Here is a 23,364-nt window from a genome sequence, read left to right as displayed (position 1 = left end):
AAGTCTCGAAGTGTGATGGAACAATCAGTCTGGGGCAGAAATGAAAATGCGGCACCTGGGTACCGCACTTTTCATGGCTGAGGCCCACGGCACATCAGTCGCGGCTGGCCTCGTAGGCGGCCAGCTCATGGCGATAACGGGCAATGTCGTCGTCGCTGAGCGGGCTGCGCGAGGCATCGGTCAGCATGGCATCGAGATCGCTCGCCAGCTGATCCGCCGCCTGCAGCATGTGCTCGAACGCAAAGGCCGCATTGCTGCGCAGGGGCAGCTGCATGAAGAGGGACACACCCGGGGTGCTGAACTGCTCCATGCGGTAGGGGTTGAAGGTACCCGGCTTGACCATGTTGATCATGGAGAAGAGCACTTCACCCTTGCCGTTGAGATCTTCGTGACGGTGGAAGATGTCCATCTCGCCAAACTTGAAGCCCAGCGCCAGCAGGGAGGAGAGCAGGGTCGCCCCTTGCAGATCGTGACCAGGACGAGCCATCAGGTTGATGACATAGACATCCTGCCAGATCTTCTCGACCGGCGGCAGCTCCTGGACGGGCTCGACCACCTGGACCGGCTCTTCGTAGGCGGGCTCGTCATCATAATCGGGCTCTTCATACGCAGGCGCAGGCTGGGCATAGCGGGCTTGCTGCTGCGGCGCGGGCTCGCGGGCACCGAAGGTCGGCGCCTGGGCGTAAGCAGGCTCCACCAGCGGCTCGTCGTCCAGTGGCTGCATCATGGGTTCGCGCTGGGGGCGGGAGCGGTGCACCGGAGTGCGGCGGATCACCTGGGCAGGCTTGCGTACCGGCGCGGCAGGCACCTCTTCGACAGGCTCGGCGCTCGGCTCCTCATACTCGTCTTCTTCTTCATAGACGGGGGGCGGCGTCACCGGACGAGGGGCTGGCTTGCGCACCACGGGCGGCGGCAGATCGTCATCCTCGTCCTCATCGAAGGCGGGCACTGTGGCGGCACGGCGGGGTTCCGGCTGATGGGCCTCGTCGTTGCGCAGCTTGGGCTCGGCACGACGGCCACCGCTGACCACGCGCACCTGACCGATGCCATCGCTGTCAAACGCATCGCTGTCACGATCCCGTGACTTGGATTCCATCCGACCCAGGGGTTTTTCCTTGATCGGTGCCTGACGGTTCTTTCTGTTGCTCCACAACCCGTGAATGAGCAATGCCGCGATGGCAATACCGCCCAGGGCAACCAAGATGTAACGCAATTCCTGCATTAGCTGCTTCTCTTTCTAGTTTTGCTCAGCCAAAGCGACGGCTTCACCGATGTCAACCGACACGATGCGAGAAACCCCGGGCTCTTGCATCGTGACGCCTATCAGCTGCTCGGCCATCTCCATGGAGACCTTATTATGACTGATGTAAACGAACTGTACTGTGCTCGACATCTCTTTGACAAGAGAACAGAAGCGACCCACGTTCACTTCATCGAGCGGTGCATCCACCTCATCCAGCAGACAGAAGGGTGCTGGATTGAGTCTGAAGATGGCAAAAACCAGCGCAAGGGCGGTTAACGCCTTCTCCCCCCCGGAAAGCAGGGCAATGGTAGCATTCTTCTTGCCCGGAGGTCTTGCCATGATGCTCACTCCGGCTTCCAAAAGATCGTCCGAGGTCAGCTCAAGCCAGGCACTGCCCCCCCCGAACACTTTCGGGAACAGGGATTTTAAATCTTCGTTGACCTTATCGAAAGTGTCGCGGAAGCGTATTTGTGTTTCTTTATCAATTCTTTTAATGGCTTGGCTCAGGGTTTCCAGCGCCTGCTCCAGATCCTGGCACTGGTTTTCCAGGTAGCTTGCCCGGGTTTTCGCCTCTTCATACTCCTCCAGCGCCGCCAGGTTGATGGCGCCAAGTGCCTCCACCTGTGTCTCCAGGGTCTGGATCTCCTGGCGCAGCTTGCCGCGATCGGCGGCGATCAGCACCGCCTGATCGAGATCCACCAGACGCACGCCCAGCTCTTCGAACTGCTCGTGCAGCCCCTGTCGCCGGGTCAGGTTGCGCTCCCGCTCCAGCCTGAGCTGGGCGAGCTTCTCCTGCAGGGCCACCAGCTGCTTGTGGTCGGCGCTTCTGGCCTGCTCCAGCTCGGTCAGCTGACGCTCCAGCTCGGCGAGCCGCTGATGGCAGGCGAGCTGCTGCGCCTCCAGGTTGCGTTGCTCCGCCAGCAGGGGCGAGATGTCCTGCACCGCCTGGGCGTCCGGCCCCTTGAGCTCGGCCAGTTCCAGCCCGAGCCGGGCCAGCTCCTGCTCGCGCAGGGCGATGAGCTGCGCCAGATTTTGCTGCGCCAGCTGCCAGCGCTGGCAGCTTGCCTGCTGCTGCTCCCGGCGCGCACGCGCCTCCTCCAGCGCCCGCTCGGTACTGGCGACCCCTTCCTGGGCCAGCAAGAGAGCCTCCGCCAGCGGCTCCCCCTGCTCCTGCAGCTCGGCAAGGTGCGCCTCTTCCAGCTCGAGCTGCTGCTGGACCGCAGTCAGCCGCTCGGCCTCCTCGGCCTGCTCCTTGTCCAACCGGATCAACTCTTCCCCCAGCTGGCCGAGGCGCAGCAGCCGCTCCTGACGCTGACCCTGCTGCAGGCTCCAGGCTTCCCGCAGTTGCTGCCATTTCTGCTCCTGCTCGCGCAGGGTGCGCTGGCTCGCCTCAAGGGCGCTGTGCAAATGGGCACGGTCGGCATCTGCGGCCTTCAACTGGGCATCGAGCTGAACCAGCGCCAGCTCCCCAGCGGCCAGTTCGGTGTGTAACCGCTCACGTTCACCGAGCAGCGCCAGGGTACCGAGGGCGCCGCCCTGGCCGAGATCGGCCCAGTTTGGGCCAAACCAGTCCCCCGCCGGAGTCAGCACAGACTCACCGGCCAGGAGGGATGACTGGCGGGCCAGGGCCGCCTCCCTGTCATCGGCCAGCCAGATGACGTTGAGGAAGGCGGGGATGTGATCCCCCTCGAGCCGGGCCGCCAGGGTGCCGGGCACCGCTGGGTGAGCCGGGCCTATCCAGAGCCCGCCCTGCTCGAGGTTGCACTGGTCCCCCGGCTGGGCGGTGAGCCAGCGCCCGAGCACCTTGTCCAGCGCCTGGGTCCACTCGGGGGCGACCTGCAACCGATCCGCCAGGGTCGCACCCTGCATCTGCTCCCCCAAAATCTGATCAAGGGTTGTGAGGCGGGCGCCGAGCTCGCGCAGCAGGCCGCCCTGCCGATCCCGCTGTCCCTTGAGGGCCTCGTGGCTGGCCACGCCGGCCTGCCACGCCTGTTCCAACGCCTCGTGGTGGGCGCGAGAGAGTGCCAGCTCATCCGACAGGGCATCCAGCGCGGGCTGCAGGCTCTCACCTTCCCCGCCGAGGGGGCCGGCCTGTTCATCCTCCAGCTTGAGTCGCGCCAGCCGGGTCTTGGCCTGCAGCTCCTGCAGGCCGCTTCGCTGGGCACGGGTCTGGTTGAGCCTGCCCTGTGCCTGACCGAGCTGCTGCTGCCACTGCTGCTGGTGTTGGCGGGCCAGCTCAAGCCGCTCGCCAGCCGCGAGGCGAACGGCCTGCTGATCGGCAAGTAACTGCTCACACTGCTCGAGACGCGCCGACTCCACCTCCCCCTGGAGGACGCCCTCGGTCAGCTGCTCCTGCTGGCTCCCCAGCTCTCCCCTGATGGTCTCGATGCGCTCGCCGAGGGCCTGGCGCCGCACCTGCCAGTCGCGACCGAGCTCGGTCTGGTGAAGCTGCTGCTGTTCGAGACGGGCGATGGCCTGGCCGCCGAGGAAGATCTGCTGCTGACGACTCGCCTGCTCAGCCTGGGCCTCCTGGCGGGCCACCGACAGGGTGACGTGGCGCCCTTCGCCCGCGGTGCGCTTGGCATCGAGCGCCGCCAGCGCCTGCTCTGCCTGGGCCAGCTCGCTCTTGGCTTCGCCGAGGCGGGTCTCCAGCGCCCACAGCTCGGAGCCGATGAGCTCGGCCCTTGCGGCACGACTGCGGCTCTTGAGCTGCTTGTAACGCTCGGCGGTTTCGGCCTGGGATTTGAGATGCTCGAGGCGGGAACCCAGCTCGCCACGAATGTCGCCGAGGCGCTCCAGGTTCTCCTGGGTGTGACGGATGCGCTGCTCTGTCTCCCGGCGCCGCTCCTTGTAGCGGGAGACCCCGGCGGCCTCTTCCATGAAGAGCTTGAGGTCCGCCGGGCGCGACTCCACCAGCCGGCTGACGGTGCCCTGCTCTATAATGGCGTAGCTGCGCGGGCCCAGGCCGGTGCCGAGGAAGAGATCGGTCACGTCCTTGCGACGGCACTTCTGGCCGTTGATCTGGTAGTGGTTGGAGCCGTCACGCAGCACCTCGCGGCGCACCGAGATCTCGGTATAACGGCCAAATTCACCGGGCACCCGGTTGTGGGGATTGTCGAACACCAGCTCCACCGAGGCGCGGCCGTGGGGGCTGCGGTTGATGGAACCGTTGAAGATGACGTCCGTCATGTTCTCCCCGCGCAGGTGGCGGGCCGAGCTCTCCCCCAGCACCCAGCGCACGGCGTCGATGACGTTGGATTTGCCGCAGCCGTTGGGGCCCACCACGGCGGTCATGTCGGCCGACAGTTCGATGCGGGTCGGCTCGACGAACGACTTGAAGCCGGCGAGTTTGATCAGTTTCAGACGCATGGCGACCCGTGTCAGTGGCGAAATGAAGAGGCGGTGGGCGGGCTGTCAGCCCACGAATATCATCCGACGTCCGGCCTGACCGGACCGGATATCGGGAATAGTTCGCGACTTTACCAGATCCGGACCCGGCCTTGTTGGTCGTGCGCAGGCAGTCAGCCCACGAATATCATCCAGCATCCAGCATCCAGCCGGCCTGACCGGACGGGATATCGAGAATAGTTCTCGACTTTACCAGATCCGGACCCGGCCTTGTTGGGACTACGTAGGCAGCCAGCACACCCATATCATCCGACGTCCGGCCTGACCGGACGGGATATCGGGAATAGTTCGCGACTTTACCAAATTGGAGGCTTGTTTGTAATATGCTGGCACCCTACCCATTCATTGATGGATCTCAGATGAGCCAATCCCCTCACATGGTCAAAGATTCGGTCAGCGGTGCAGACTACTTCCTGCGCGGCTTCTCCCTCATTCGCCAGCCGGGCATCCGCACCTTCGTGCTGATCCCCCTGCTGGTCAACTTCGTGCTGTTCGCCGGTGCCTTCTATGCCCTGCTGCTGCAACTCGACGGCCTGTTCGCCTGGCTCCATCAGCAGATCCCGAGCTGGCTCTCCTGGCTCGACTACCTGCTGTGGCCCATCGCCCTCATCACCATACTGGTGGTGTTCTCCTTCATCTTCAGCTCGGTGATCAACTGGATAGCGGCCCCCTTCAACGGCCTGCTGGCGGAGAAGGTGGAGCAGATCCTCACCGGCGAGGCGGTGAGCGACACCGGCATGCTGGACGTGGTCAAGGATGTGCCGCGCACCTTCAGCCGCGAGTGGACCAAGCTGAAGTACTACCTGCCCAAGGCCATCGGCTGCCTGATCCTGTTCCTCATTCCGGTGGTGGGCCAGACCCTGGCCCCCGTGCTCTGGTTCCTGTTCAGCGCCTGGATGATGGCGATCCAGTATGTGGACTACCCGTTCGACAACCACAAGATCGACTTCATCACCATGCGCGATGCCTTGAAGCAGCGCCGCGGCAAATGCCTGAGCTTCGGTGCCCTGGTCACCCTCTTCTCCGCCATTCCCGTGGTCAATCTGTTCGTGATGCCGGTCGCCATCTGTGGCGCCACCGCCATGTGGGTGGATCAGTATCGCAGCGAGCAGCTTCGCCGCAGAGCCGAGTAGTCATAACCAAAAACGGGGGCATAGCCCCCCTTTTCATTACTTTATCTAATGCAAACATGAGAGTGCTTGTCGTGCCAGAGCAGGCTTGTTAGGATGCGGGCCTTTCTCGCACCCTGGGATAACTCATGTTACATGCACTCTTCTTGCTCGGCCTGGTGGCCGAAGGGATGACTGGCGCGCTGGCGGCGGGCCGGCGGCGGATGGATCTGTTTGGTGTCGTCATCATCGCCTCGGCGACGGCCATAGGGGGAGGTACCATCCGGGATGTGTTGCTGGGCCACTACCCCCTGCTCTGGGTGGAGCACCCCGAATATGTGCTGCTGGTGGCGGGGGCGGCCATGGCAGGCGTCATCTCGGCCCCACTGATGCGTTATCTCGGCAAGCTGTTCCTGGCCCTCGATGCCCTGGGGCTGGTGGTCTTCTCCATCTTTGGCGCCGCCCGGGCGCTCGAGATGGGACACGGGGCCGGCATCGCCTGCATCATGGCGGTGGTCACCGGCGTCTTTGGCGGCGTGCTGCGGGATCTCCTGTGCCAACGCATCCCGCTGGTGTTCAAGCGCGAGCTCTACGCCGCCGTCTCCCTGGTGACGGCCGCCCTCTACTGCTTCGCGCTGGATCAGGGCCTGCCCAATGACTGGGCCGCCTTCGGGGCCATCGGCATCGGCTTCGTGCTGCGACTGCTGGCGGTGCGTTTCAAGTGGGGACTCCCCACCTTCAATTACCAGTACGCCACCCACTGAGCGCGCCAGTTTCTGGCCAGATCGGCTGGATTGCACGCAACAAAAAAGCGCCGGATGGCGCTTTTTTGTTGCTGATGACAGTGAGAAGACTGACTCAGTTGATCCCTTCCGAACTGAAGAAGGTGGCCTTGTCGGCAATGAAACGGATCTTGATGTTCTTGCCCTCACCGCCCCAGATACAGCTAGTGGTGCCGAGCGCATCGTCGCAACGCTCCGCCTTGCCGAGGATGGCGCTCGCCTCGGCATAGGTGATCCCCATCTTCAGCTTGTCGTAGTTTTCCCGGTTCAGCTTGCTGCACCCGGCCAGCAGCAGGGCGATCAGCCCGCCAAGCAAAATATGCTTCATCTGTCTCTCCTCTGGATAGTGTCCAGAGCCTAGCAGCTCAAGGCCACCCTGTGCCAACCCGTTACCAGCTGCGCACCGGGCCGGTATCCAGGTGGACGAAGTTGTCGGAGGGGTAGTAACCCACGCCGCCGACCTTGAGGTTCAGGGCCGCCTTACGCAGGTGCGCCAGCTGCACGCCGGGGATGCGCACATCCACCGCCTGCCCCAGGGTGTGGTAGCTGTGCTTGGCGACACCACGGCTGCGCTGGCGCTTCTGGCGATTGGTGGCCGGGGAGCGATACCCCGAGATGAGCTGAATTTCCCCCTTGCGGCCCAGCTTGTGCTGCAGCAGGAAGAGCTGATCGAACAGCTTCCTGTCGATGTTGAACACCTCGTTGCGACGATAGTCGCGGAAGATATGGTTGAGCTCCGCCAGGCCATCGTTCAGATAACGGCCATTCTCCCAATAGCTGGCGTTGACCCGCTCGCCGGTATTGAGGTTGAAGAAGCTGAGTTCACGCCCCGTCGTGCTGCGGCTCGCCACGGCCGGGAACGACAGCAGGCTGGTCCCCATCAGGCAACCGGCCCCCAGCAGCAGACGGCGTCGGCTTATCTCTTGGTCCAGCATCCGTTGTCCGTCCATTCCAGAGTGAAGTAACAGTGGTGAATGAATATGATACAGAGGCCGAAACTACCCGCCCGTAAAAGTCATGTCAAACCGCAAAGGGCCATGAAAAAGCCCGGCAGGAGCCGGGCGCTTCACTCTGTGGCGGGGATCACAGCAAGCGGCTCTGGAAGCTCACTCGATCGAATCCGTAAATGTCATTGCGCAGTTGCTGGCGCCCCTCTTCGTCGATCCAGCTGCTCCAGTAGACGGTGAAGACAGGGATAGGGGTGGTCAACGGCAGCCACTTGGTCTGGGTCTCTTTTAGTATGCTGGCCACCTTGTCCGGCTGATAGCGGGAGTCGGCGAGCAGCAGCTCGGCCAGATCGTCCGCGTGCTCGACCCGGATACAGCCGGAGCTGAAGGCGCGCGCCCCCTGCTCGAACAGGGCCTTGCGCGGCGTCGAATGCAGGTAGATGGCGTCGTTGTTCGGCAGGTAGAACTTGTAGCGCCCCAGGGCATTGTGATCCCCCGGCTTTTGCCGCAACCGGTAAGGGAAGCCCGACGCCAGCGCATGGTGCCAGCCATCCTCGCTGAACTGCACCGGATTGCCCTCGCCGTCGATCACCTCGAACTGCTCGCGGTCCAGATAGGCGGGATCCCGACCCAGCTTGGGCAGAATGTCCTTGCTCAGGATGGAGCGCGGCACGTGCCAGGCGGGGTTGAGCACGATGGAGCGGATCTCGCTCGCGAGGATGGGGGTGGCCCGCTGCTCCTTGCCGACGATGACCCGGCTGGTGAAGACCTCGCTGCCGGACTCCACCACGCTCAGGCGGTAATCCGGGATGTTGACCAGCACGTAGCGACCGGCGAGATGATCCACCAGATCCCGGCGCCACAGGTTGCGCAGCAGCAGGCTGGCGCGCACTTGCGGCCCGGTATTGAGCCAGGAGCGGGTCTGGCGACCTATGATGCCGTCTGCGGTCAGGCCGTGGCGGCGCTGGAACTGCTTGATGGCCTGCTCGGTGTCCGCGTCGTAGAGACTGTCCTGATGGGTGGGGGCACCGTCCCCCAATTCGTTGAGGATGGAGCGGATCTGCCCAAGCTCGGTGGCGCTCTCCCCGGCCCGCAGGGTCGGCATGTCCAGGGTCGGCCAGTGCTTGGCCATGGGCATGGCCAGCAGCTTGCGCACTTCGTCGCGCACGGCCTCGTATTCGGCGACCTGGGGCCTGAGCTGCTTGACCTGATCCAGAAGGTTGTCACCCAGGGGCTCGTGGGCCAGGGGCTTGGTCAGATCGAGCTTGAGGGTCTGCATCTGCTCGCGGGCGACCAGATCCATGGCGCGCCAGGCCTGCTGAAAACGCGCCAGCTTGCCGAAGGCTTCGTCGTAGAGGGCGCCACGCCGGTCGGCCGGGGTCTTCTGCAACTGCTGCCAGAGCCGGTAGAAATCCGGGTGCAACTGGGCAAGCACCGCCTCCTGCAGCTGCAGTTCCAGCTCATGGCGCGCCTGCTCTGCGGTGCTGTTCTGATACCAGTCATGCTGGATGCTGGGACTGGCCACCACCATCTGTTCTGCGCTGGCCTGGACCATGCCTGCCGGCCAGCAGCCCAGCCAGATAAGGTTTGCCAATGCCAACCAATACTTCTTACCCATGCTTCTTACCACGCTTACCTCATATCGGTTCACTTCGGCCTGTCAGGCGCCACGGTCAGGTGCCCATGATGCGTGAATGCTGGCGACTTTGCTAGCGGGCGGGCACGTAACGGCGCCAGATGAGCGCATGCTCCCCGCTCTTGCCAACGGCCTCGAGCGCCTGGTTGAAACGCTGCAAAAACGCCTCCGACAAGGTCTTTTTGCTCAGCATGAAGAAGGTCGGCGTCTCATAGACCCCCATGATATGGGGGACTATCTCCTCTGCCAGTCCCTCTCTCTTCAGACCCCAGGGGGTGGCCAGAATATCCCCAAGAAATCCGTCTATCCGTCCCAGTTGCAGCTTGCGATAGTTTTGCACGTCATTGACCTCGCTCACCTGGGCGCGGTAGCGCTGCAGCAGACGGGCTATCTCGGGGCCATAGTTGTAGTCCCTGGTCACCCCCAGCCTGTTGCCCCTGGCCAGCCAGCTCGCCAGATCCTGCTCCCCCTTGTCACCGGACTTGCGCACCCAGAGTGCCGTGCGCCCCGGGTTGTAGGCGGTGGAGAACCAGGCATAGCGCGTCCTCTCTTCAACGAAATAGGCTTCCATGGCGATGTCCAGCCGGCCCTGCTCCAGATCGTGCAACCCCCGCTTCCAGGGACGCTCCAGATAGACGAGGCGGCAGCCCAGCCTGGCAGAGACGGCATTGAGATACTCGACCGCGAAGCCGCGCAGCTCACGGTGGCCGTTCTCCTGCTGGTAATAGTGATAAGGAGGCCAGTCGTCGAAACCGACGCGCAGGGGAGAAGTACAGAGCGGTTGGGCCAACAGCGAGTGAAGGGGCAGGCAGCAGAGCAGGCACAGGGCTAGCAGTCTCATGAGTCATCCTTGACGGCGGGACGGCTCATCTTAATTCTGCCAAAGGGAAATGGCGACAGATCCTGCCACAGCAATGTGCAATATCAGCCATTTGCCTGATGCGGCCATGTTCAGGACAGGGCCCCAGGCCATGCTGCTAGCCCACTGCAGAGGCAGGATGCACACGACCCCAAAGTCCCTTGGTCTGCAGGGGCATTGGGGGTTAATATGTGAGCAAATTTATTTTTGTGATCCACTATGCTTTTTTTGCAATTGGATTAGCATATGCGCGAATCCAGCCTACCTATCCGTCGGGCATCGAGTGAGTAATATGACCTACAAAAAGTTCGGTTTTCTGGCTGCCATACTGGCATTGAGCGGTTTTTACCTTTACACCCTCTACCTGGCCGCTCACCCCAACGTGAGTCTGGCTTACAAGCTCTATTACCTGGAAGGCAAGACCCGCTTCTGGGAGCACAACTCCAGCATGACTTACCAGCCGGGCAACGAGCTCAACCTGACCAAACCGAGCCGCTTCCTCTCCAGCGAAGGCTGGGCCAAGAAGCCCAGTGCCGAGGGTACCCAGCTCAGTGGCAAGGGAGGCCTCTATTTCGTGCTGCCCAAGCAGCAGGCCCAACCTGAGCAGCTCACCATCCAGGCCAGGATCAACAGCCCCGAAGCCGGTACCCTGCTCAAGGTGGCCCTGGGTCATGATTTCACCACCACGGTCAAGCTGGCCAAGGCGGGCATCAACGAGATCCGGCTCAACCTGCCGGGCGACTCCCTGACGGCCGATCCCAAGCATCCCAACTTCCTGGCGCTCTCCGCTCCGACACCGCTCAACGTCCAGTCGGTACGTCTGACCGTCGCTCAGTGAAGCTGAAGATCCCAGCAGTCTTATAAAATAATTCTTTCAATAAGGAAGTTTCCATGTCCCGTGCCGATTTTCGACTCTCTCTGGTCGTGCCCGTTTACAACGAGGAAGAGAGCATAGACGCCTTCATCAGCGCGATAGATGCCGAACTGGCCCCCCTCAAAGACCGGCTTGAAATCGTGTTCGTCAACGACGGCAGCCGCGACCGCACCCGCGAAGTGGTCGAGCAGGCCATCGCCCGCGACCCGCGCGTGACCCTGGTCAACCTGGCCCGCAACTTCGGCAAGGAAGCGGCCATGACCGCGGGCCTGCATCAGGCCAAGGGCGATGCCATGGTCCCCATGGACGTGGATCTGCAAGATCCCCCCTCCCTCATCCTGGAGTTCGTCAAGCTGTGGCAGACCGGTGACTACGACACCGTCTACGGCATCCGGGTCGATCGCAGCGCCGACACCCCGATGAAACGGCTCACCGCAGGCGGCTTCTACCGCTTCTTCAACGCCCTCTCCACCAGCACCAAGCTGCCGGAGAACGCCGGTGACTTCCGACTCATCGATCGCAAGGTGGTCGAGGCGCTCAAGCAACTGCCCGAGCGCAACCGCTTCATGAAGGGGCTCTTCGCCTGGGCCGGTTTCCGTGCCGTCGGCGTTCCCTATGAGCGTCCCGCCCGCCACGCCGGCGAGACCAAGTTCAACTACTGGAAGCTGTGGAACTTTGCCCTCGACGGCCTGATGAGCTTCTCCAGCTGGCCGCTGCGGGTGTGGAGCTACGTGGGGGTCGGCGTCTCCTTCATCGCCTTCCTCTATATCCTCAAGATCATCACCCAGGTGCTCTTCTTCGGCATAGACGTGCCGGGTTACGCCTCCCTGATGTCGGTGATGCTGTTCCTCGGCGGCATTCAGCTGCTGTCGCTCGGCATCATAGGCGAGTACATAGGCCGCATGTTCGTGGAAGTGAAGCAGCGCCCCGTCTACCTCATCGAGGGCGTCTACGGCCAGTATGCCCGGCAGGACGCGGGCAAGCAGCCGGATGCGGCGGCAACCCAGAGTGAGAAGGCGCAGGATGCGGACAAGCAGGAGCCGGCGTCCCAATGATCTCCCGCGAGGAATTCTGGCGGCTGGTTCGCTTCGGTTTCGTCGGCGGGGGGGCCACCCTCGTCGATCTGGGCACCTCCATCGCCCTGTTCCACACCTGGCCCGCCATCTCGGAGCATCTGGTCACGACCCTGGCCTTTGCCATCGCGTTCTGGTTCTCGTTTTTCGGCCATCGCTACATCACCTTCCAGAAGCAAGGTGCCGCCAGCAAGTTTCTGCTGGTGGCCCTCTTCTCCCTGGCGGTGCGTAACCTCATCCTGAGCGGCCTGCTGTTTGCGGGCCTCTCCGGACTGCTGCCGGTGGTGATTGCCACCCTGACCGTTACCGTACTCACCTACATACTCTCTCGCGTCTGGGTTTTTGCCTGATGAATGACATGACCAATACTCCTCCCCTCGCCGGGGATGCACTCCCCTATCGCCCGTCACTGCGCATCAGCAACCGCGACTGGCTGATGATCATCGCCGCCTTCGTGCTGAGCCGGGTGGCCCTGTACGGCATGGGCTATTTCGGCGTCCAGCTCTACGGCGCCCCCGACATAGGCCCGCTGCAAGCCTATTGCCAGTTCGACTGCGTCTGGTTCCAGCGCATCATAGAGAACGGCTACGACCTCTACCCGCGCTGGCTGAGCAAGGGCAACGCGGCGAACTGGGCCTTCATGCCGCTCTACCCCATGCTCGCCGGCGGGCTCTCCAGCCTGCTCAACATGGAGAGCCTGATCGGCCTGATGCTGGTGGCCAACATCGCCTTCTTCATCAGTCTGCCGCTGATGCTGCTGGTACTGCGCCAACTCAAGCTGGGGGATGAGACCGCCCGTTTCGGGGTCTGGCTGCTGGCCTTCTCCCCCTTCTCCGCCTACTTCGTCTCCGGTTATACCGAGTCCATGTTCATGGCGCTGATGCTGGGGATGTTCCTGTTCGCCTACCGCGAGCAGTGGCTGATGGTCGCCTTCCTCGGCATCTTCATCTCCGGGACCCGCAACCTGGGGGTCATGATGGTGTTCCCCGTGCTGATCCTGGCGCTGCAGGCCTACGGCTGGCGCGAGTTCTTCCGCTTCACCGAGCGGGCCTTCAAGGTGGTGTTCACCCTCTGGCTCATCCCCCTCGGCCTCTTCTCCTACATGGTCTACCTCTATCACCTGACCGGGGATGCGCTCGCCTTCAAGCACATCCAGGTCGCCTGGGGTCGCTACATGGACAGCCCCCTGGACTGGTGGCTGAGCGGCTTCGAGCTGGGTGGTCGCAAGGCCTACCTCTCCATCATGGTGATCTTCGGCTGGTGCCTGAACGGCTATCTGTTCAGCCAGAAGCGCTGGGCCGAGGCGACCCTGATGTTCATCTGCTGCACCATACCGCTGATGACAGGGCTCAACGCCATGCCGCGCTATATGTTCGGCCTCTACCCGACCCTGCTGGCCATCATCCTGCTGGCCCATCGCTGGCCCGCCATCCGCCCTGCGGTACTCTGCATCAGCGGCATGGTCGCCTCCTTCATCGCGGTGGCCTTCGTCAACTTCAAGTTCTTTACCGTCTGACGAGCGCTCGCCCGCAGGCGAACAGCCCCACCTGAACATGCCGGTCCATCGACCGGCATTTTTTATGGCGCCGCGCTCCGGGCAGCTGGGCGGCCATCACACTTTGCCGGGCTTGAAAACGTAACCATTTGAACTGACCTCACAAATCGGCATTTTGCCGGTCCAAGCCCACCCGCTGGGCCCCTAGAATGAGTGCCTCAACGGAACCCGATCTCCTCACTCAGCTCAAGGAATGGCCTATGCGTCCCTCGCCTCGTTTCGATCTCCGCCCATCCTCCCTGTGGCTCGCCCTGCTGGCCACGCCGCTGTTCGTCGGTCAGGCGCTGGCCGCCCCCGAGGTGCATCTCCATGTGGATGGCAAACCGGTGGCCGAGGCGCTGACGCTGGACAAGGGCACAGTCACCCTGACCCACAGGCTGGACAAGGGGAGCCACCAGATCCGCATCAGCGATGCGGGCAACAGCTGCGGCACCAGCTTCGGGCCGACCGAGGCCAGGCCCCTCCCCTTCGGCACAGCCCAGCCCATGGACAAGTGCAGCAAGGAGGCGAGTTTCACCCTGAGGGTGATGCTGGCCGGTGACTACGAGTTCACCTTCAACCCGGATACCCCCAGCCTCAAGGTGCTGCGGGCGACCAAGAAGAGCGAGTTCAAGCGCCAACCCCCCACAAAGCCCTGCATCAGCTGGGATGGCGGCCCGGTGACGGTGTCGCTGCAGGGGGTCTGGCCCGACGGCACCCGGCTGCGGGATGCCTACTCGAAACAAGAGGCCGTGGTCAAACAGGGCAAGCTGACCCTGACGCCAAGCAAGGAGAGCGGCGGCCTGCTGCTGCTCGAGCCGGTCGAGGCGGCCAAGGCCGCCCCCTTCAGCTGGGATCAGGCGAGGGTCTATTTCCTCCTGACCGACCGCTTCCACAACGGCGACCCGAGCAATGATCACAGCTTCGGCCGCCAGAAGGATGGCCAGGACGAGGTCGCTACCTGGCATGGCGGTGACTTCAAGGGGCTGACCGAGAAGCTCGACTACATCAAGTCCCTCGGCATGAACGCCATCTGGATCACCCCCATGGTGGAGCAGGTGCACGGCTTCATCGGCGGCGGCGAGCAAGGCAGCTTCCCCTTCTACGCCTACCACGGCTACTGGGCGCTGGACTTCACCAGGATTGACCCCAACTACGGCGACGAGGAGAGCCTGAAGACCCTGGTGGACGAGGCCCACAAGCGCGGCATGCGGATCATCCTGGACGTGGTGATGAACCACGCAGGCTACGCCACCCTGGCCGACCTGCAGGATCTGGGGCTCACCGATCTGACCCAGAACAGCGGCAAACTGCCGAGCCGCTGGAACGAATGGCGCCCGAGCGGCGGCCTCAACTGGCATGGCTACAACCAGTTCTTCGACTATCAATCGAGCGATTGGAGCAGCCAATGGTGGGGCCCTGACTGGGTGCGCGCCGGTCTGCCCGGCTACCCGCAACCCGGCACCGACGACGTCACCGGCTCGGTGGCGGGGCTGCCGGACTTCCTGACCGAATCCAGCAAGCCGGTGGGCCTGCCGCCGCTGCTGGCGGCGAAAAAAGACACCCGGGCCAAGGCCCTGCCCGACGCCACCGTGAGCGACTACCTCATCGCCTGGCACACCGACTGGGTGCGCCGCTTCGGCATCGACGGCTTCCGGGCCGACACCGTCAAGCATCTGGAGCCCGCGGTCTGGGCCAAACTCAAGCAGGCGGGCACGGCGGCGCTCAAGGAGTGGAAGGCCGCCAACCCGGACAAGGCCCTCGATGATCTGCCCTTCTACATGGTGGGCGAGGTGTGGGATCACGGGGTCGCCAAGGATTTCTGGTATCAGAACGGCTTCGATTCCCTGATCAACTTCGACTATCAGCGGGAATTTGCCCTGCCCCAGGCCCAGTGCATGGCGGGCGCCGAGCCCACCTATGCCAGCTACGCCAGCCGCATCAACCAGGATCCCGAGTTCAACGTGCTGAGCTACATCAGCTCCCACGACACCAAGCTGTTCTTTGGCGACTACCAGGACGTGCCGCTGCAACGACGGGTAGCCAACAGCTTTATGCTGCTGCCGGGGGGCATCCAGCTCTACTACGGGGACGAGTCCGGCCGCGGGCTCGCCAAGGATGGCGGCGTGTTCGATCAGAGCGTGCGATCCGACATGAACTGGCAGGAGCTGGCCAGTGGCGACAAGGCCGAGCTGGTCAAGCACTGGCAGCAACTCGGCCAGTTCCGCGCCGCCCACCCGGCGGTGGCGGCAGGCAGCCACAAGAAGCTGTCTGATGCCCCCTACGCCTTCGTGCGGGAGAAGGGGGAGGACAAGGTGGTGGTGGTGTTCGCCGGCCGGCAGCCATAACCGGGCCAGTGTCGGACAAACGATGAGGGGAGCCAGTGGCTCCCCTCTCTCATTGCGCAGGCACGTTCACCTCATGCCGGCTGGCGGGCGATGGCCGGCCACTGCAGCCGCGCCTTGACCAGGGTCTCCTGCCACAGGGGCCAGGCCAGCAAGGCTTGCTGATAGGCCCCCGCCTGACCGGGCAGCGAAATGCCATAGCTCGCCAGCCGATAGGCCATCACGGCATAGAAGGCATCGAGGATCCCCGCCTCCTCAAAGTAGAAGGGCCCCCGAGCCTGTGACCAGAGCGTCTGCAGCCGGGCCAGCTCCCCCAGGGTCTCCACCGGGGGCTCGCTCTGGGCCGGTGCGCCGAGGAAGAAGGGCAGACGGCTGCGGATCTGGCCAAAGCCCGAGTGCAACTCGGCGCAGAGGCTGCGGGCCAATGCCCGCTCGGCCCGGTCCAGGGGGTAGAGGTGGCGCGACGGGCACAGCTCGTGGAGATACTCGGCGATGGCGAGGGAGTCGTGGATCCGCAGCTCGCCGTCATCCAGCCAGGGCACCAGCCCGGCCGGCGCCGTGCGCTTGAGCCGCGCCAACGCCTTGGCATCCTCCAGATCGAACACCTGCTCCTGCCACTCCAGACCGCTCATGGCGAGCACCAGCGACGCCCGCATCGCCCAGGTGGAACCAGTGCCTACCGTCAATACCAGGGATCCCATGGATTGCCTCCTGCGTTGGGTTGTTCATGACCATCCCGTCGGCCCCGCTGGCACGACATCCGACGGTCGCCTCACATTTGCGCACCCGCGGGTTTGACCCCCTTGGGGAGCAGTGCTAATTTGATTTTTCAAAACAATCAGTTAGAAAAAATGTGAGCAATGGACAGCCAATTTACCATCGTCATCGCAGATGACCACCCCCTGTTTCGGGGCGCCCTCTATCAAGCGGTGCACATGGCCATCGATGAGGCCAGGCTGCTGGAGGCCGACTCTATCGACAGCCTGACCCACCTGCTCGCGGAGCACCCGGAAGTCGATCTGCTGCTGCTCGATCTCAAGATGCCCGGCGCCAACGGCTTCGAGGGGCTGGCCTATCTGCGTGGCCAGTACCCGGATCTCCCCATCGTCGTGGTCTCCGCCTCGGAAGATGCTGCCATCATCCAGCAGGTGCTGCGACTCGGCGCGCTCGGCTTCATTCCCAAGTCGGTGCCCATGAAGGAGCTGGTCAGCGCCCTCAATACGGTGATCGGAGGGGATAACTGGGTGCCGGAAGGGATCTCCCTCCACCCCGAGTCCGAGGATGGCCCCGATTTCGCCAGCAAGCTGGCCAACCTCACCCCCCAGCAATACAAGGTGCTGATCATGCTGCGGGACGGCAGCCTCAACAAGCAGATCGCCTGGGAGCTCAACGTCTCCGAAGCCACCATCAAGGCACACATCACCGCCATCTTCCGCAAGCTCGGGGTCAAGAACCGCACCCAGGCGGTCATCGCCCTGCAGCAGATGGGCATCAAGGACAGCTGAGCCCCTTGTCTTCACCACTATGGCGGTTTATGGCTCGACAATTAGCACGATCGTACTTTATGCTGCAGAACCCAGAGAGGAGAGTGCGATGAGCAAGGGCCGCCTGACCCGCGACACCATTTTGCAGACAGCCTTCGAGCAGGCGAGCCAGCAAGGGCTGGAGAGCCTGACCATAGGCTCCCTGGCCAGTGCGTGCGAGATGTCCAAGAGCGGCCTGTTTGCCCATTTCCAGTCTCGCGACAACCTGCAGATCGCCGTGCTCACCCATTCCGCCGAGGTGTTCAGGGAGCGGGTGATCCAGCCGGTGCGCCAGCAGCAACACGGCACCCAGCAGGAGAAACTGCTGGCCCTGCTGCGGGCCTGGCTGGCCTGGAACCAGAGCTTTGCCGGACGCTGCATGTTCCTCGACGCCTGGACCTCGGCCCAGGAGGGGGAGGTGCAACAGGCGGCCCGCCAGCTGGTGCGCTTCTGGCTCGACTACCTGGCTCGCCAGGTGGTACAGGGCCAGGAGAAGGGAGAGTGGCGCAGGGATCTGGATCCCTGGCGCGCCGTCTACCGGCTCTATGGCCTCTATCTGGGAGATCAGGTGTTCAATGCCCTGGACTTGTGTCAGGATCCGGCCCGCCACTTCTGGCCCGAGGTGGAAGATCTGCTGACCAGCTGGCGCTGAGGTGCTGGCCCTTCTTTTTAAAAACAGACAAAAAAGCACGACCGTTCGCACATAAAAACCACAGGATGACCATGAGCAGCAAGATCTATTTCAACACCCGCCGCGTCAGCCCGAGCAAGTTGCTGCTGGGGCTTGGCACCCGTCTGCACCATGCGCTGGCTCCGGCCCACGCCAAACGCACCGCCAGCAAGTTGCTGCTCACCCCCCAGCGCCCCACCCGGGAGGTCGTCGCCCCCGCCGGTCTGGTGCAGCAGGCCATCCACACCGGCGAGGGCACCCTGATGAGCTATCGGCTCGGCCAGGGTCCGGTCTGGCTGCTGATGCATGGCTGGTCCGGCAGTGCCAGCCAGTTCTACCCGCTGATGAACCACATCGCGGCCCAGGGCTTCACGGCGCTGGCCTATGATCACCCCGCCCACGGCCAGAGCGAGGGCAGCACGGGGCACCTGCCCCGCTTCGTGCGCGCCTTCGACGAGATCCTCGCGCGCGTCGGCCCGGTCCAGGGAGTCATCACCCACAGCATGGGGGGCGCCGTCACCCTCAGCAGCCACCACCCCGCCCTCGACGCGCTGCCGCTGCTGCTCATCTCGCCCGTGCTCGACTACGTGCCCCAGCTCTATGGCATGGTGGCCCGCTCCGGCTACTCCATCCGGCTGTTCGATGCTGTGGTCAAGGAGATAGAGCACGAATACCAGCATCCCCTGAGCACTGTCGATCCCCTGGGTCGCCTCGCCCGTCGCCAGGGGGCGGCCCTTATCGTTCACGACGAGGAGGACAGGTTCGCCCCCCATAAGGACTCGTTGCGGGCGGTAGAGGATGGCCGTACCCGGCTGGTCAGTACCCGTGGGCTAGGCCATGGTCGCATCCTGGCGAGCCCGCCCGTCTTCGCCGCCTTCGATCAGCTGACCCAGCCCAGGGGCACGGCCTGATCCCGGCGCACCGGTCGCCTCAAAAAATGATGAGGCGGCCCATTTTTATCCGGGATACAACGTCTTATAGTTAAATTGCGCGGTGGCAACCCGCCCTTGCAATCACAATAAGGCGCAGCAGCATGGCCAAACCCAATACAGCTCTCCTGTTGACCGGTGGTGGTGCTCGCGCCGCCTATCAGGTCGGCGTCCTCAAGGCGGTGGCCGAGCTCTACCCCCGCAACCTCGGCATCCCCTTCCCCATTTTGTGCGGCACCTCGGCGGGGGCCCTCAACATCACGGCACTGGCCTGCTACGCCTCCTGTTTTCACCTGGGGGTGCGCAAGCTGGAGTGGGTCTGGCGCCGCTTCGAGACCCATCACATCTTCGACTTCCATCCCTGCCAGCTACTGTGGCGCACCCTCTATCAGGGCTCGGCCGGTCTCATCAGCCCCCAGAGCAACCGCGCCTTCCACCTGTTCGACAACGCCCCCCTGCGCCGCCTGCTGGATCAGCTCATCGACTATCACCGCATCGATGACAACATCCTCTACGGCAGTCTGGAGGCCATCGCCATCACCGCCTCCGACTATGACGACGGCCTCTCCACCACCTTCTTCCAGGGGCGGGCCGAGCATCAGCCCTGGGAGCGGGCCAGGCGGCGCGGCCTGCGCACCCTGCTCACCTCGGATCATCTGCTGGCCTCATCGGCCCTGCCCTTCGTTTTTCCGGCCACCCCCATCGGCGAGCGCTTCTACGGTGACGGCTCCATCCACCAGCTGAGCCCGCTGAGCCCCGCCATTCACCTGGGGGCGGAGCGGATCCTGCTGGTGACCCTGGACTCCCCCCGTCAGGAGGGCGCCCCCCCCCGTCAGAGCCACCTGACCAGCTCCAACATTGCCAGCCACCTGCTCAACACCGTCTTCTCCGACACCCTCAATTCGGATCTGGAGCGGCTGGGGCGCATCAACCAGACCCTCTCCCTCATCCCGGCGCGGGAGCGCAACCGTCTGAAGCTGCGCCAGGTGGAGACCTGCGTCATCAGGCCGAGCCAGGATCTGGATCTCATCGCCCTCGACTACCTGCCCAGGCTGCCGACCCAGTTGCGTCGCCTGCTGCGGGTGCTGGGGGTGAACGGCCAGGAGAGCAGCAGCCTGGCCAGCTTCCTGATGTTTCACCCGGGGTACTGCCAGCAGCTGATAAGTCTGGGGTATCAGGATGCGCTGGATCAGCGCCAGCACATCGAGTCCTTCCTCGACATTGAAGAGCGGATCCGCGAGGAGGCCTGAACAGGCTACGTCACCAGGGATAGCCGCCACCTGGGCTCGGGCCCTCAAGCCTGTTGAAGGTAGAGCTAGTGCCCCTCCAGCAGGCGCTGCTCCGCCTGCTCCATGGCCACGGCCGTCCCAAACAGCACCAGCCGATCCCCCGCCACCAGCCTCAGATCGGCCCTCGGCTCCAGGCTGCGCTCCCCGCGATGTACCGCCTTGATACGCACCTCCCCCAGGGGCAATTCCCGCACCCGGCGCCCCACAGCCCAGGCCTGATCGTGCAGCAGCACAGGGTGCAGCCGCTCCAGCAACTGATCCGTCTCCAGGTTGCCCGCACTCTGATCCCCCCAGTAGAAGCCGTGCAGGAAGCGGTACTGGCTGCTGCGCTCGTGCTCCATGCGCCGGATCACCCGGCCTAGGGGGACGTCGCAGTTGACCAGCAGGTGGGAGACCAGCATCAGGGCCCCCTCCTGGGACTCAGGAATCACCTCGAAGGCCCCGGCCTGCTTGTAGTGCTCGAGGAAGCTGTCGTCCCGGGTGCGCACCAGCACCTTGAGATCCCCCGCCAGCGCCCGGATCTGCATCAGCATGGCATCGACCCGCTTGCGGTCGTCGAAGGTGATGATCACCAGGCGGGCCCGCATCAGACCGGCCGCCAGCAGGATGTCGCGCCGGCTGGCATCACCGAATGCCACCTGCTCCCCCGCCAGCTTGGCCTCGCTCACCCGCTCGGGATCGAGATCCAGCGCGAGAAAGGGGATCTCCTCGAGCTTGAGGAAGCGGGCGCAGGTCTGCCCGGTGCGCCCGAAGCCGGCGATGATGACGTGCTGGTGCTTGCTGAGCCCTGACTGGGCGACCCCGGCGCGGGAAAGCAGGGCCGCGTCGGTGAGGGAGTGGGCCAACCCCAGGGCCCGCTGCACCAGCCAGGGGGTAAGAGAAATGGTGATGACGCCGACGCCGATGAGCAGGGAGACCATCTCGTGGCCGAGCAGGCCATGGTGGCTCGCCAGCGCCAGCAGCACGAAGCCGAACTCGCCGACCTGGCTCAGCATGATGCCGGCCGCCATGGCATCGCGCTTGCGCTCCCCCATCAGCCGGCCCGCCAGCAGCACCAGCAGCGACTTGCACAGGATGAGCCCGAGTACGCAGAGCAGCACCTGCCACCAGGCGTTCGCCACCAGTGTCCACTCCATGGTCATGCCGATGGTGATGAAGAAGAGCCCCAGCAGCACGTCCCGAAACGGCTTGATGTCCACCTCCAGCTGATGGCGGTAGTGGGACTCCCCCAGCATCATGCCGGCCAGGAAGGCCCCGAGTGCCATGGAGAGCCCCATCCACTGGGTGAGGGAGGCCGCCAGCAGAGCCACCAGCAGGGTGCTGAGCACGAACAGCTCGTCGGAGCGCGCCCGCGCCACCTCGTGAAACACCATGGGCAGCAGCCACTTTCCCACCGCGAGCAGCACCGACAGGGCGAACAGCCCCTTGAGGGAGGCCCAGGCCACCTCCGCCAGCAGGGCACTGCCCTGCACCTCGGGTTGGGCCAGGATGGGGATCATCACCAGCAGCGGCACCACCGCCAGATCCTGAAACAGCAGGACGCTCACCCCGAGCTGGGCACGCCGGGTATGGAGTTGCTGCAACTCCCCGAGCTGCTTGATCACCACGGCGGTGGAGGAGAGGGCCAGGGTGCCGGACACCACCAGCGCCTGGGGGAGACTCAGGCCCCACCACCAGCCGAGCCAGAAGAACAGCAATGAGGTGAGCAGCACCTGCAGGCCGCCGACCCCCAGCACCAGCTTGCGCATGGCGAGCAGGCGCGGCAGCGAGAACTCGAGGCCGAGGGAGAACATCAGGAAGACGATGCCGAGCTCCCCTATGGTCTGCATCATGGCCTGCCCGGTGACGATGGCCGCGCCGTGGGGGCCGAGCAGCATGCCGACGAACAGGTAGGCGAGGATCACCGGCTGGCCGAGGCGTCGGAAGATGGCCACCAGCAGAACGGCAGAGAGCAGCAGGATCAACACATCGGCGTACACACATCCCTCCCTCTTATCTGTCCCCATGGCCCGAAGAAGCGGTGCCTCTGGCCCCTGGCACTCTCCGGCCCTCGTCGCTGCGGGGCAGGATCCCGACCTGGCCACGGGCACGCGGCCAGCGGCGCACAGGGGTTATTTCCCCTCTCGTTTCATGTTGCTAAGCCTAGCCAGCCCCTTTGTTTTCCATCGAACATATTTTGGGCACGGAGATTGCACGAAACCGGTCAATGAGTGGAGAGGTGTAAGGCTGCAACGTGGAAAACACATCGTCTTTGAACGGCTTCGGACATGGCATAGAGCAGTGGGTTCAGCAGATGGAGCGGCTCACGCCGCTGACCGGGCAGGATACTTATCAGCAGCTTCAGGAGCTGCTGAGGCAACGGGATCTTGACGCCCTGCTGGCAATCTTTGCCGAGCGGGTGGCAAAGATTGTCCGGATCCACACGCTCCACCTCGATTGCGGCCAGCCCCACAGCCTCATCGCCCACGCCCCCCAGGCCCGGCAGGTGCTGCATAGCTATCGCTTCGAGCTGCGCGGCCAGCACGAGCAGTTGCTCGGACAGCTGCAATACGAGCTGGAGCAGCCCCTGAGCGACAGCCAGCGGCGGCAGCTGGGGCAATATCACCAGCTGTTCTGCCTGCCCCTGCCGCTCTATCTGCGGCTGAGTCGGCTGGAACAGCAGGTGCGGCTCGATCACCTGACCGGGCTTGGCAACCGCTCCTATTTCGACGAGGCCATAGGCCGGGCGGTGGAGCAACACTGCCGGGAGCCCCACGGTCTGGTGCTGGTGCTGCTGGATCTCGATCGCTTCAAACAGGTCAACGACACCTGGGGCCATCCGGTGGGGGATCTGGTGCTGAGCCGCTTCGCCCAGCTGCTGCAGGGCTGCATCCGTGGTACGGATCAGGCGTTTCGCCTCGGTGGCGACGAGTTCGCCCTGCTGCTGCAACCCGCCGATCCCGAGGCCTGGCGCCCGGTCTGGCTGCGGCTGCAACATGTGCTGCACAGCCACAAGGAGCTCAGCGCCTTCTCGGTGGGCTGCAGCCTGGGGGCCGCCAGCTGGCACTCTGGCATGGACGTGCAGCGCCTCTATGCCACGGCGGATGCCCACCTCTACGCCCGCAAGAAGGCCGGCGTGACAGGGCCGTCCGAATAGGGCGGCC

General features: G+C 63.9%; 20 protein-coding genes. 12 read left to right on the top strand and 8 right to left on the bottom strand.

Annotation, left to right across the window (positions count from 1 at the left end):
* Nucleotides 1-94: 94 nt before the first annotated feature.
* Together zipA and AAHB08_RS03370 are read right to left on the bottom strand one after the other, a co-directional pair.
* A complete protein-coding gene (gene zipA, locus AAHB08_RS03375; RefSeq protein WP_342058100.1) occupies nt 95-1,222 on the bottom strand; it encodes a cell division protein ZipA in 1,128 nt (375 codons plus the stop codon).
* Nucleotides 1,223-1,237: 15 nt separating this feature from the next.
* The gene (locus tag AAHB08_RS03370) at nt 1,238-4,612 is read right to left on the bottom strand and encodes an AAA family ATPase (protein WP_342058099.1); all 3,375 of its coding nucleotides are present in this window, start codon (nt 4,610-4,612) and stop codon (nt 1,238-1,240) included.
* Between the two features lie 398 nt (nt 4,613-5,010).
* Between AAHB08_RS03370 and cysZ the strand changes: the two genes are divergently transcribed.
* Nucleotides 5,011-5,784, top strand: a complete 774-nt coding sequence (gene cysZ / locus AAHB08_RS03365; RefSeq protein WP_342058098.1) for a sulfate transporter CysZ — start codon at nt 5,011-5,013, stop codon at nt 5,782-5,784.
* 125 nt (nt 5,785-5,909) lie between these two features.
* Complete coding sequence (locus AAHB08_RS03360) at nt 5,910-6,524, top strand: trimeric intracellular cation channel family protein (protein ID WP_042649503.1); 615 nt, start codon at nt 5,910-5,912, stop codon at nt 6,522-6,524.
* A 94-nt stretch (nt 6,525-6,618) separates the two neighbouring features.
* Here the strand turns inward: AAHB08_RS03360 and AAHB08_RS03355 are convergent, their stop codons facing one another.
* The 4 genes from AAHB08_RS03355 to AAHB08_RS03340 all read right to left on the bottom strand — a co-directional run bounded on the left by AAHB08_RS03355 (nt 6,619) and on the right by AAHB08_RS03340 (nt 9,966).
* On the bottom strand, nt 6,619-6,870 hold the full coding sequence (locus AAHB08_RS03355) for a DUF3862 domain-containing protein (protein WP_202046917.1): 252 nt from the start codon (nt 6,868-6,870) through the stop codon (nt 6,619-6,621).
* Nucleotides 6,871-6,931: 61 nt separating this feature from the next.
* Nucleotides 6,932-7,477, bottom strand: coding sequence for a DUF882 domain-containing protein (locus AAHB08_RS03350; protein WP_342058097.1), 546 nt, complete (start codon nt 7,475-7,477; stop codon nt 6,932-6,934).
* A gap of 148 nt (nt 7,478-7,625) precedes the next feature.
* On the bottom strand, nt 7,626-9,107 hold the full coding sequence (locus tag AAHB08_RS03345) for a L,D-transpeptidase family protein (protein ID WP_319913176.1): 1,482 nt from the start codon (nt 9,105-9,107) through the stop codon (nt 7,626-7,628).
* Between the two features lie 91 nt (nt 9,108-9,198).
* Complete coding sequence (locus tag AAHB08_RS03340) at nt 9,199-9,966, bottom strand: substrate-binding periplasmic protein (protein ID WP_342058096.1); 768 nt, start codon at nt 9,964-9,966, stop codon at nt 9,199-9,201.
* Nucleotides 9,967-10,276: 310 nt separating this feature from the next.
* On the opposite strand from AAHB08_RS03340, the gene AAHB08_RS03335 reads away from it, so the two are divergent.
* The 5 genes from AAHB08_RS03335 (at nt 10,277) to AAHB08_RS03315 (ending at nt 15,813) form a co-directional block, all read left to right on the top strand.
* Complete coding sequence (locus AAHB08_RS03335) at nt 10,277-10,822, top strand: hypothetical protein (RefSeq protein WP_025327877.1); 546 nt, start codon at nt 10,277-10,279, stop codon at nt 10,820-10,822.
* A 53-nt stretch (nt 10,823-10,875) separates the two neighbouring features.
* Nucleotides 10,876-11,913 (top strand): glycosyltransferase family 2 protein, encoded by a 1,038-nt coding sequence (locus AAHB08_RS03330; RefSeq protein WP_139436505.1) that lies wholly within the window; start codon nt 10,876-10,878, stop codon nt 11,911-11,913.
* Nucleotides 11,910-12,281, top strand: a complete 372-nt coding sequence (locus AAHB08_RS03325; RefSeq protein ID WP_005324511.1) for a GtrA family protein — start codon at nt 11,910-11,912, stop codon at nt 12,279-12,281. Before AAHB08_RS03330 ends, AAHB08_RS03325 begins: the two co-directional genes overlap by 4 nt.
* Nucleotides 12,281-13,447, top strand: coding sequence for a hypothetical protein (locus tag AAHB08_RS03320; protein ID WP_342058095.1), 1,167 nt, complete (start codon nt 12,281-12,283; stop codon nt 13,445-13,447). Before AAHB08_RS03325 ends, AAHB08_RS03320 begins: the two co-directional genes overlap by 1 nt.
* Nucleotides 13,448-13,686: 239 nt before the next feature.
* Nucleotides 13,687-15,813 (top strand): alpha-amylase, encoded by a 2,127-nt coding sequence (locus tag AAHB08_RS03315; RefSeq protein WP_342058094.1) that lies wholly within the window; start codon nt 13,687-13,689, stop codon nt 15,811-15,813.
* Between the two features lie 71 nt (nt 15,814-15,884).
* Here AAHB08_RS03315 and AAHB08_RS03310 read toward each other — a convergent pair whose 3' ends face one another.
* Nucleotides 15,885-16,511 (bottom strand): glutathione S-transferase, encoded by a 627-nt coding sequence (locus AAHB08_RS03310; protein WP_342058093.1) that lies wholly within the window; start codon nt 16,509-16,511, stop codon nt 15,885-15,887.
* A gap of 159 nt (nt 16,512-16,670) precedes the next feature.
* Here AAHB08_RS03310 and AAHB08_RS03305 point away from each other — a divergent pair, with 159 nt between their 5' ends.
* The 4 genes from AAHB08_RS03305 to AAHB08_RS03290 all read left to right on the top strand — a co-directional run bounded on the left by AAHB08_RS03305 (nt 16,671) and on the right by AAHB08_RS03290 (nt 20,182).
* On the top strand, nt 16,671-17,315 hold the full coding sequence (locus AAHB08_RS03305; RefSeq protein WP_342058092.1) for a response regulator transcription factor: 645 nt from the start codon (nt 16,671-16,673) through the stop codon (nt 17,313-17,315).
* An 88-nt stretch (nt 17,316-17,403) separates the two neighbouring features.
* Nucleotides 17,404-17,985, top strand: coding sequence for a TetR/AcrR family transcriptional regulator (locus AAHB08_RS03300; protein ID WP_319917181.1), 582 nt, complete (start codon nt 17,404-17,406; stop codon nt 17,983-17,985).
* A gap of 71 nt (nt 17,986-18,056) precedes the next feature.
* Nucleotides 18,057-18,914 carry an alpha/beta hydrolase gene (locus AAHB08_RS03295; RefSeq protein WP_342058091.1) on the top strand — a complete coding sequence of 286 codons (858 nt, stop codon included), beginning with the start codon at nt 18,057-18,059 and terminating at the stop codon, nt 18,912-18,914.
* Nucleotides 18,915-19,036: 122 nt separating this feature from the next.
* On the top strand, nt 19,037-20,182 hold the full coding sequence (locus AAHB08_RS03290) for a patatin-like phospholipase family protein (protein ID WP_342058090.1): 1,146 nt from the start codon (nt 19,037-19,039) through the stop codon (nt 20,180-20,182).
* Nucleotides 20,183-20,247: 65 nt separating this feature from the next.
* Here AAHB08_RS03290 and AAHB08_RS03285 read toward each other — a convergent pair whose 3' ends face one another.
* Entirely contained in the window at nt 20,248-22,200 is a 1,953-nt protein-coding gene (locus tag AAHB08_RS03285; RefSeq protein ID WP_342058089.1) for a cation:proton antiporter domain-containing protein, read from the bottom strand.
* 314 nt (nt 22,201-22,514) lie between these two features.
* Here AAHB08_RS03285 and AAHB08_RS03280 point away from each other — a divergent pair, with 314 nt between their 5' ends.
* Complete coding sequence (locus AAHB08_RS03280; RefSeq protein WP_342058235.1) at nt 22,515-23,357, top strand: GGDEF domain-containing protein; 843 nt, start codon at nt 22,515-22,517, stop codon at nt 23,355-23,357.
* Nucleotides 23,358-23,364 lie beyond the last annotated feature (7 nt).

Origin of the sequence: Aeromonas sp. OTU364, from assembly GCF_038440395.1 — a bacterium.
GTDB lineage: Bacteria > Pseudomonadota > Gammaproteobacteria > Enterobacterales > Aeromonadaceae > Aeromonas.
The sequence above is the reverse complement of the archived record's forward strand: the minus strand, read 5'-3'. Positions and strand labels throughout refer to the sequence as shown.

Excerpts from the sequence above, each read along its gene's own strand:
- AAHB08_RS03350 (WP_342058097.1), bottom strand. The coding sequence starts at position 7,477 with ATGCTGGACCAAGAGATAAGCCGACGCCGTCTGCTGCTGGGGGCCGGT.
- AAHB08_RS03330 (WP_139436505.1), top strand. The coding sequence starts at position 10,876 with ATGTCCCGTGCCGATTTTCGACTCTCTCTGGTCGTGCCCGTTTACAAC.
- AAHB08_RS03355 (WP_202046917.1), bottom strand. The coding sequence starts at position 6,870 with ATGAAGCATATTTTGCTTGGCGGGCTGATCGCCCTGCTGCTGGCCGGG.
- zipA (WP_342058100.1), bottom strand. The coding sequence starts at position 1,222 with ATGCAGGAATTGCGTTACATCTTGGTTGCCCTGGGCGGTATTGCCATC.
- AAHB08_RS03295 (WP_342058091.1), top strand. The coding sequence starts at position 18,057 with ATGAGCAGCAAGATCTATTTCAACACCCGCCGCGTCAGCCCGAGCAAG.
- AAHB08_RS03290 (WP_342058090.1), top strand. The coding sequence starts at position 19,037 with ATGGCCAAACCCAATACAGCTCTCCTGTTGACCGGTGGTGGTGCTCGC.
- AAHB08_RS03300 (WP_319917181.1), top strand. The coding sequence starts at position 17,404 with ATGAGCAAGGGCCGCCTGACCCGCGACACCATTTTGCAGACAGCCTTC.
- AAHB08_RS03335 (WP_025327877.1), top strand. The coding sequence starts at position 10,277 with ATGACCTACAAAAAGTTCGGTTTTCTGGCTGCCATACTGGCATTGAGC.
- AAHB08_RS03360 (WP_042649503.1), top strand. The coding sequence starts at position 5,910 with ATGTTACATGCACTCTTCTTGCTCGGCCTGGTGGCCGAAGGGATGACT.
- AAHB08_RS03320 (WP_342058095.1), top strand. The coding sequence starts at position 12,281 with ATGAATGACATGACCAATACTCCTCCCCTCGCCGGGGATGCACTCCCC.
- cysZ (WP_342058098.1), top strand. The coding sequence starts at position 5,011 with ATGAGCCAATCCCCTCACATGGTCAAAGATTCGGTCAGCGGTGCAGAC.
- AAHB08_RS03370 (WP_342058099.1), bottom strand. The coding sequence starts at position 4,612 with ATGCGTCTGAAACTGATCAAACTCGCCGGCTTCAAGTCGTTCGTCGAG.
- AAHB08_RS03310 (WP_342058093.1), bottom strand. The coding sequence starts at position 16,511 with ATGGGATCCCTGGTATTGACGGTAGGCACTGGTTCCACCTGGGCGATG.
- AAHB08_RS03280 (WP_342058235.1), top strand. The coding sequence starts at position 22,515 with ATGGAGCGGCTCACGCCGCTGACCGGGCAGGATACTTATCAGCAGCTT.
- AAHB08_RS03340 (WP_342058096.1), bottom strand. The coding sequence starts at position 9,966 with ATGAGACTGCTAGCCCTGTGCCTGCTCTGCTGCCTGCCCCTTCACTCG.
- AAHB08_RS03315 (WP_342058094.1), top strand. The coding sequence starts at position 13,687 with ATGCGTCCCTCGCCTCGTTTCGATCTCCGCCCATCCTCCCTGTGGCTC.
- AAHB08_RS03345 (WP_319913176.1), bottom strand. The coding sequence starts at position 9,107 with ATGGGTAAGAAGTATTGGTTGGCATTGGCAAACCTTATCTGGCTGGGC.
- AAHB08_RS03305 (WP_342058092.1), top strand. The coding sequence starts at position 16,671 with ATGGACAGCCAATTTACCATCGTCATCGCAGATGACCACCCCCTGTTT.
- AAHB08_RS03325 (WP_005324511.1), top strand. The coding sequence starts at position 11,910 with ATGATCTCCCGCGAGGAATTCTGGCGGCTGGTTCGCTTCGGTTTCGTC.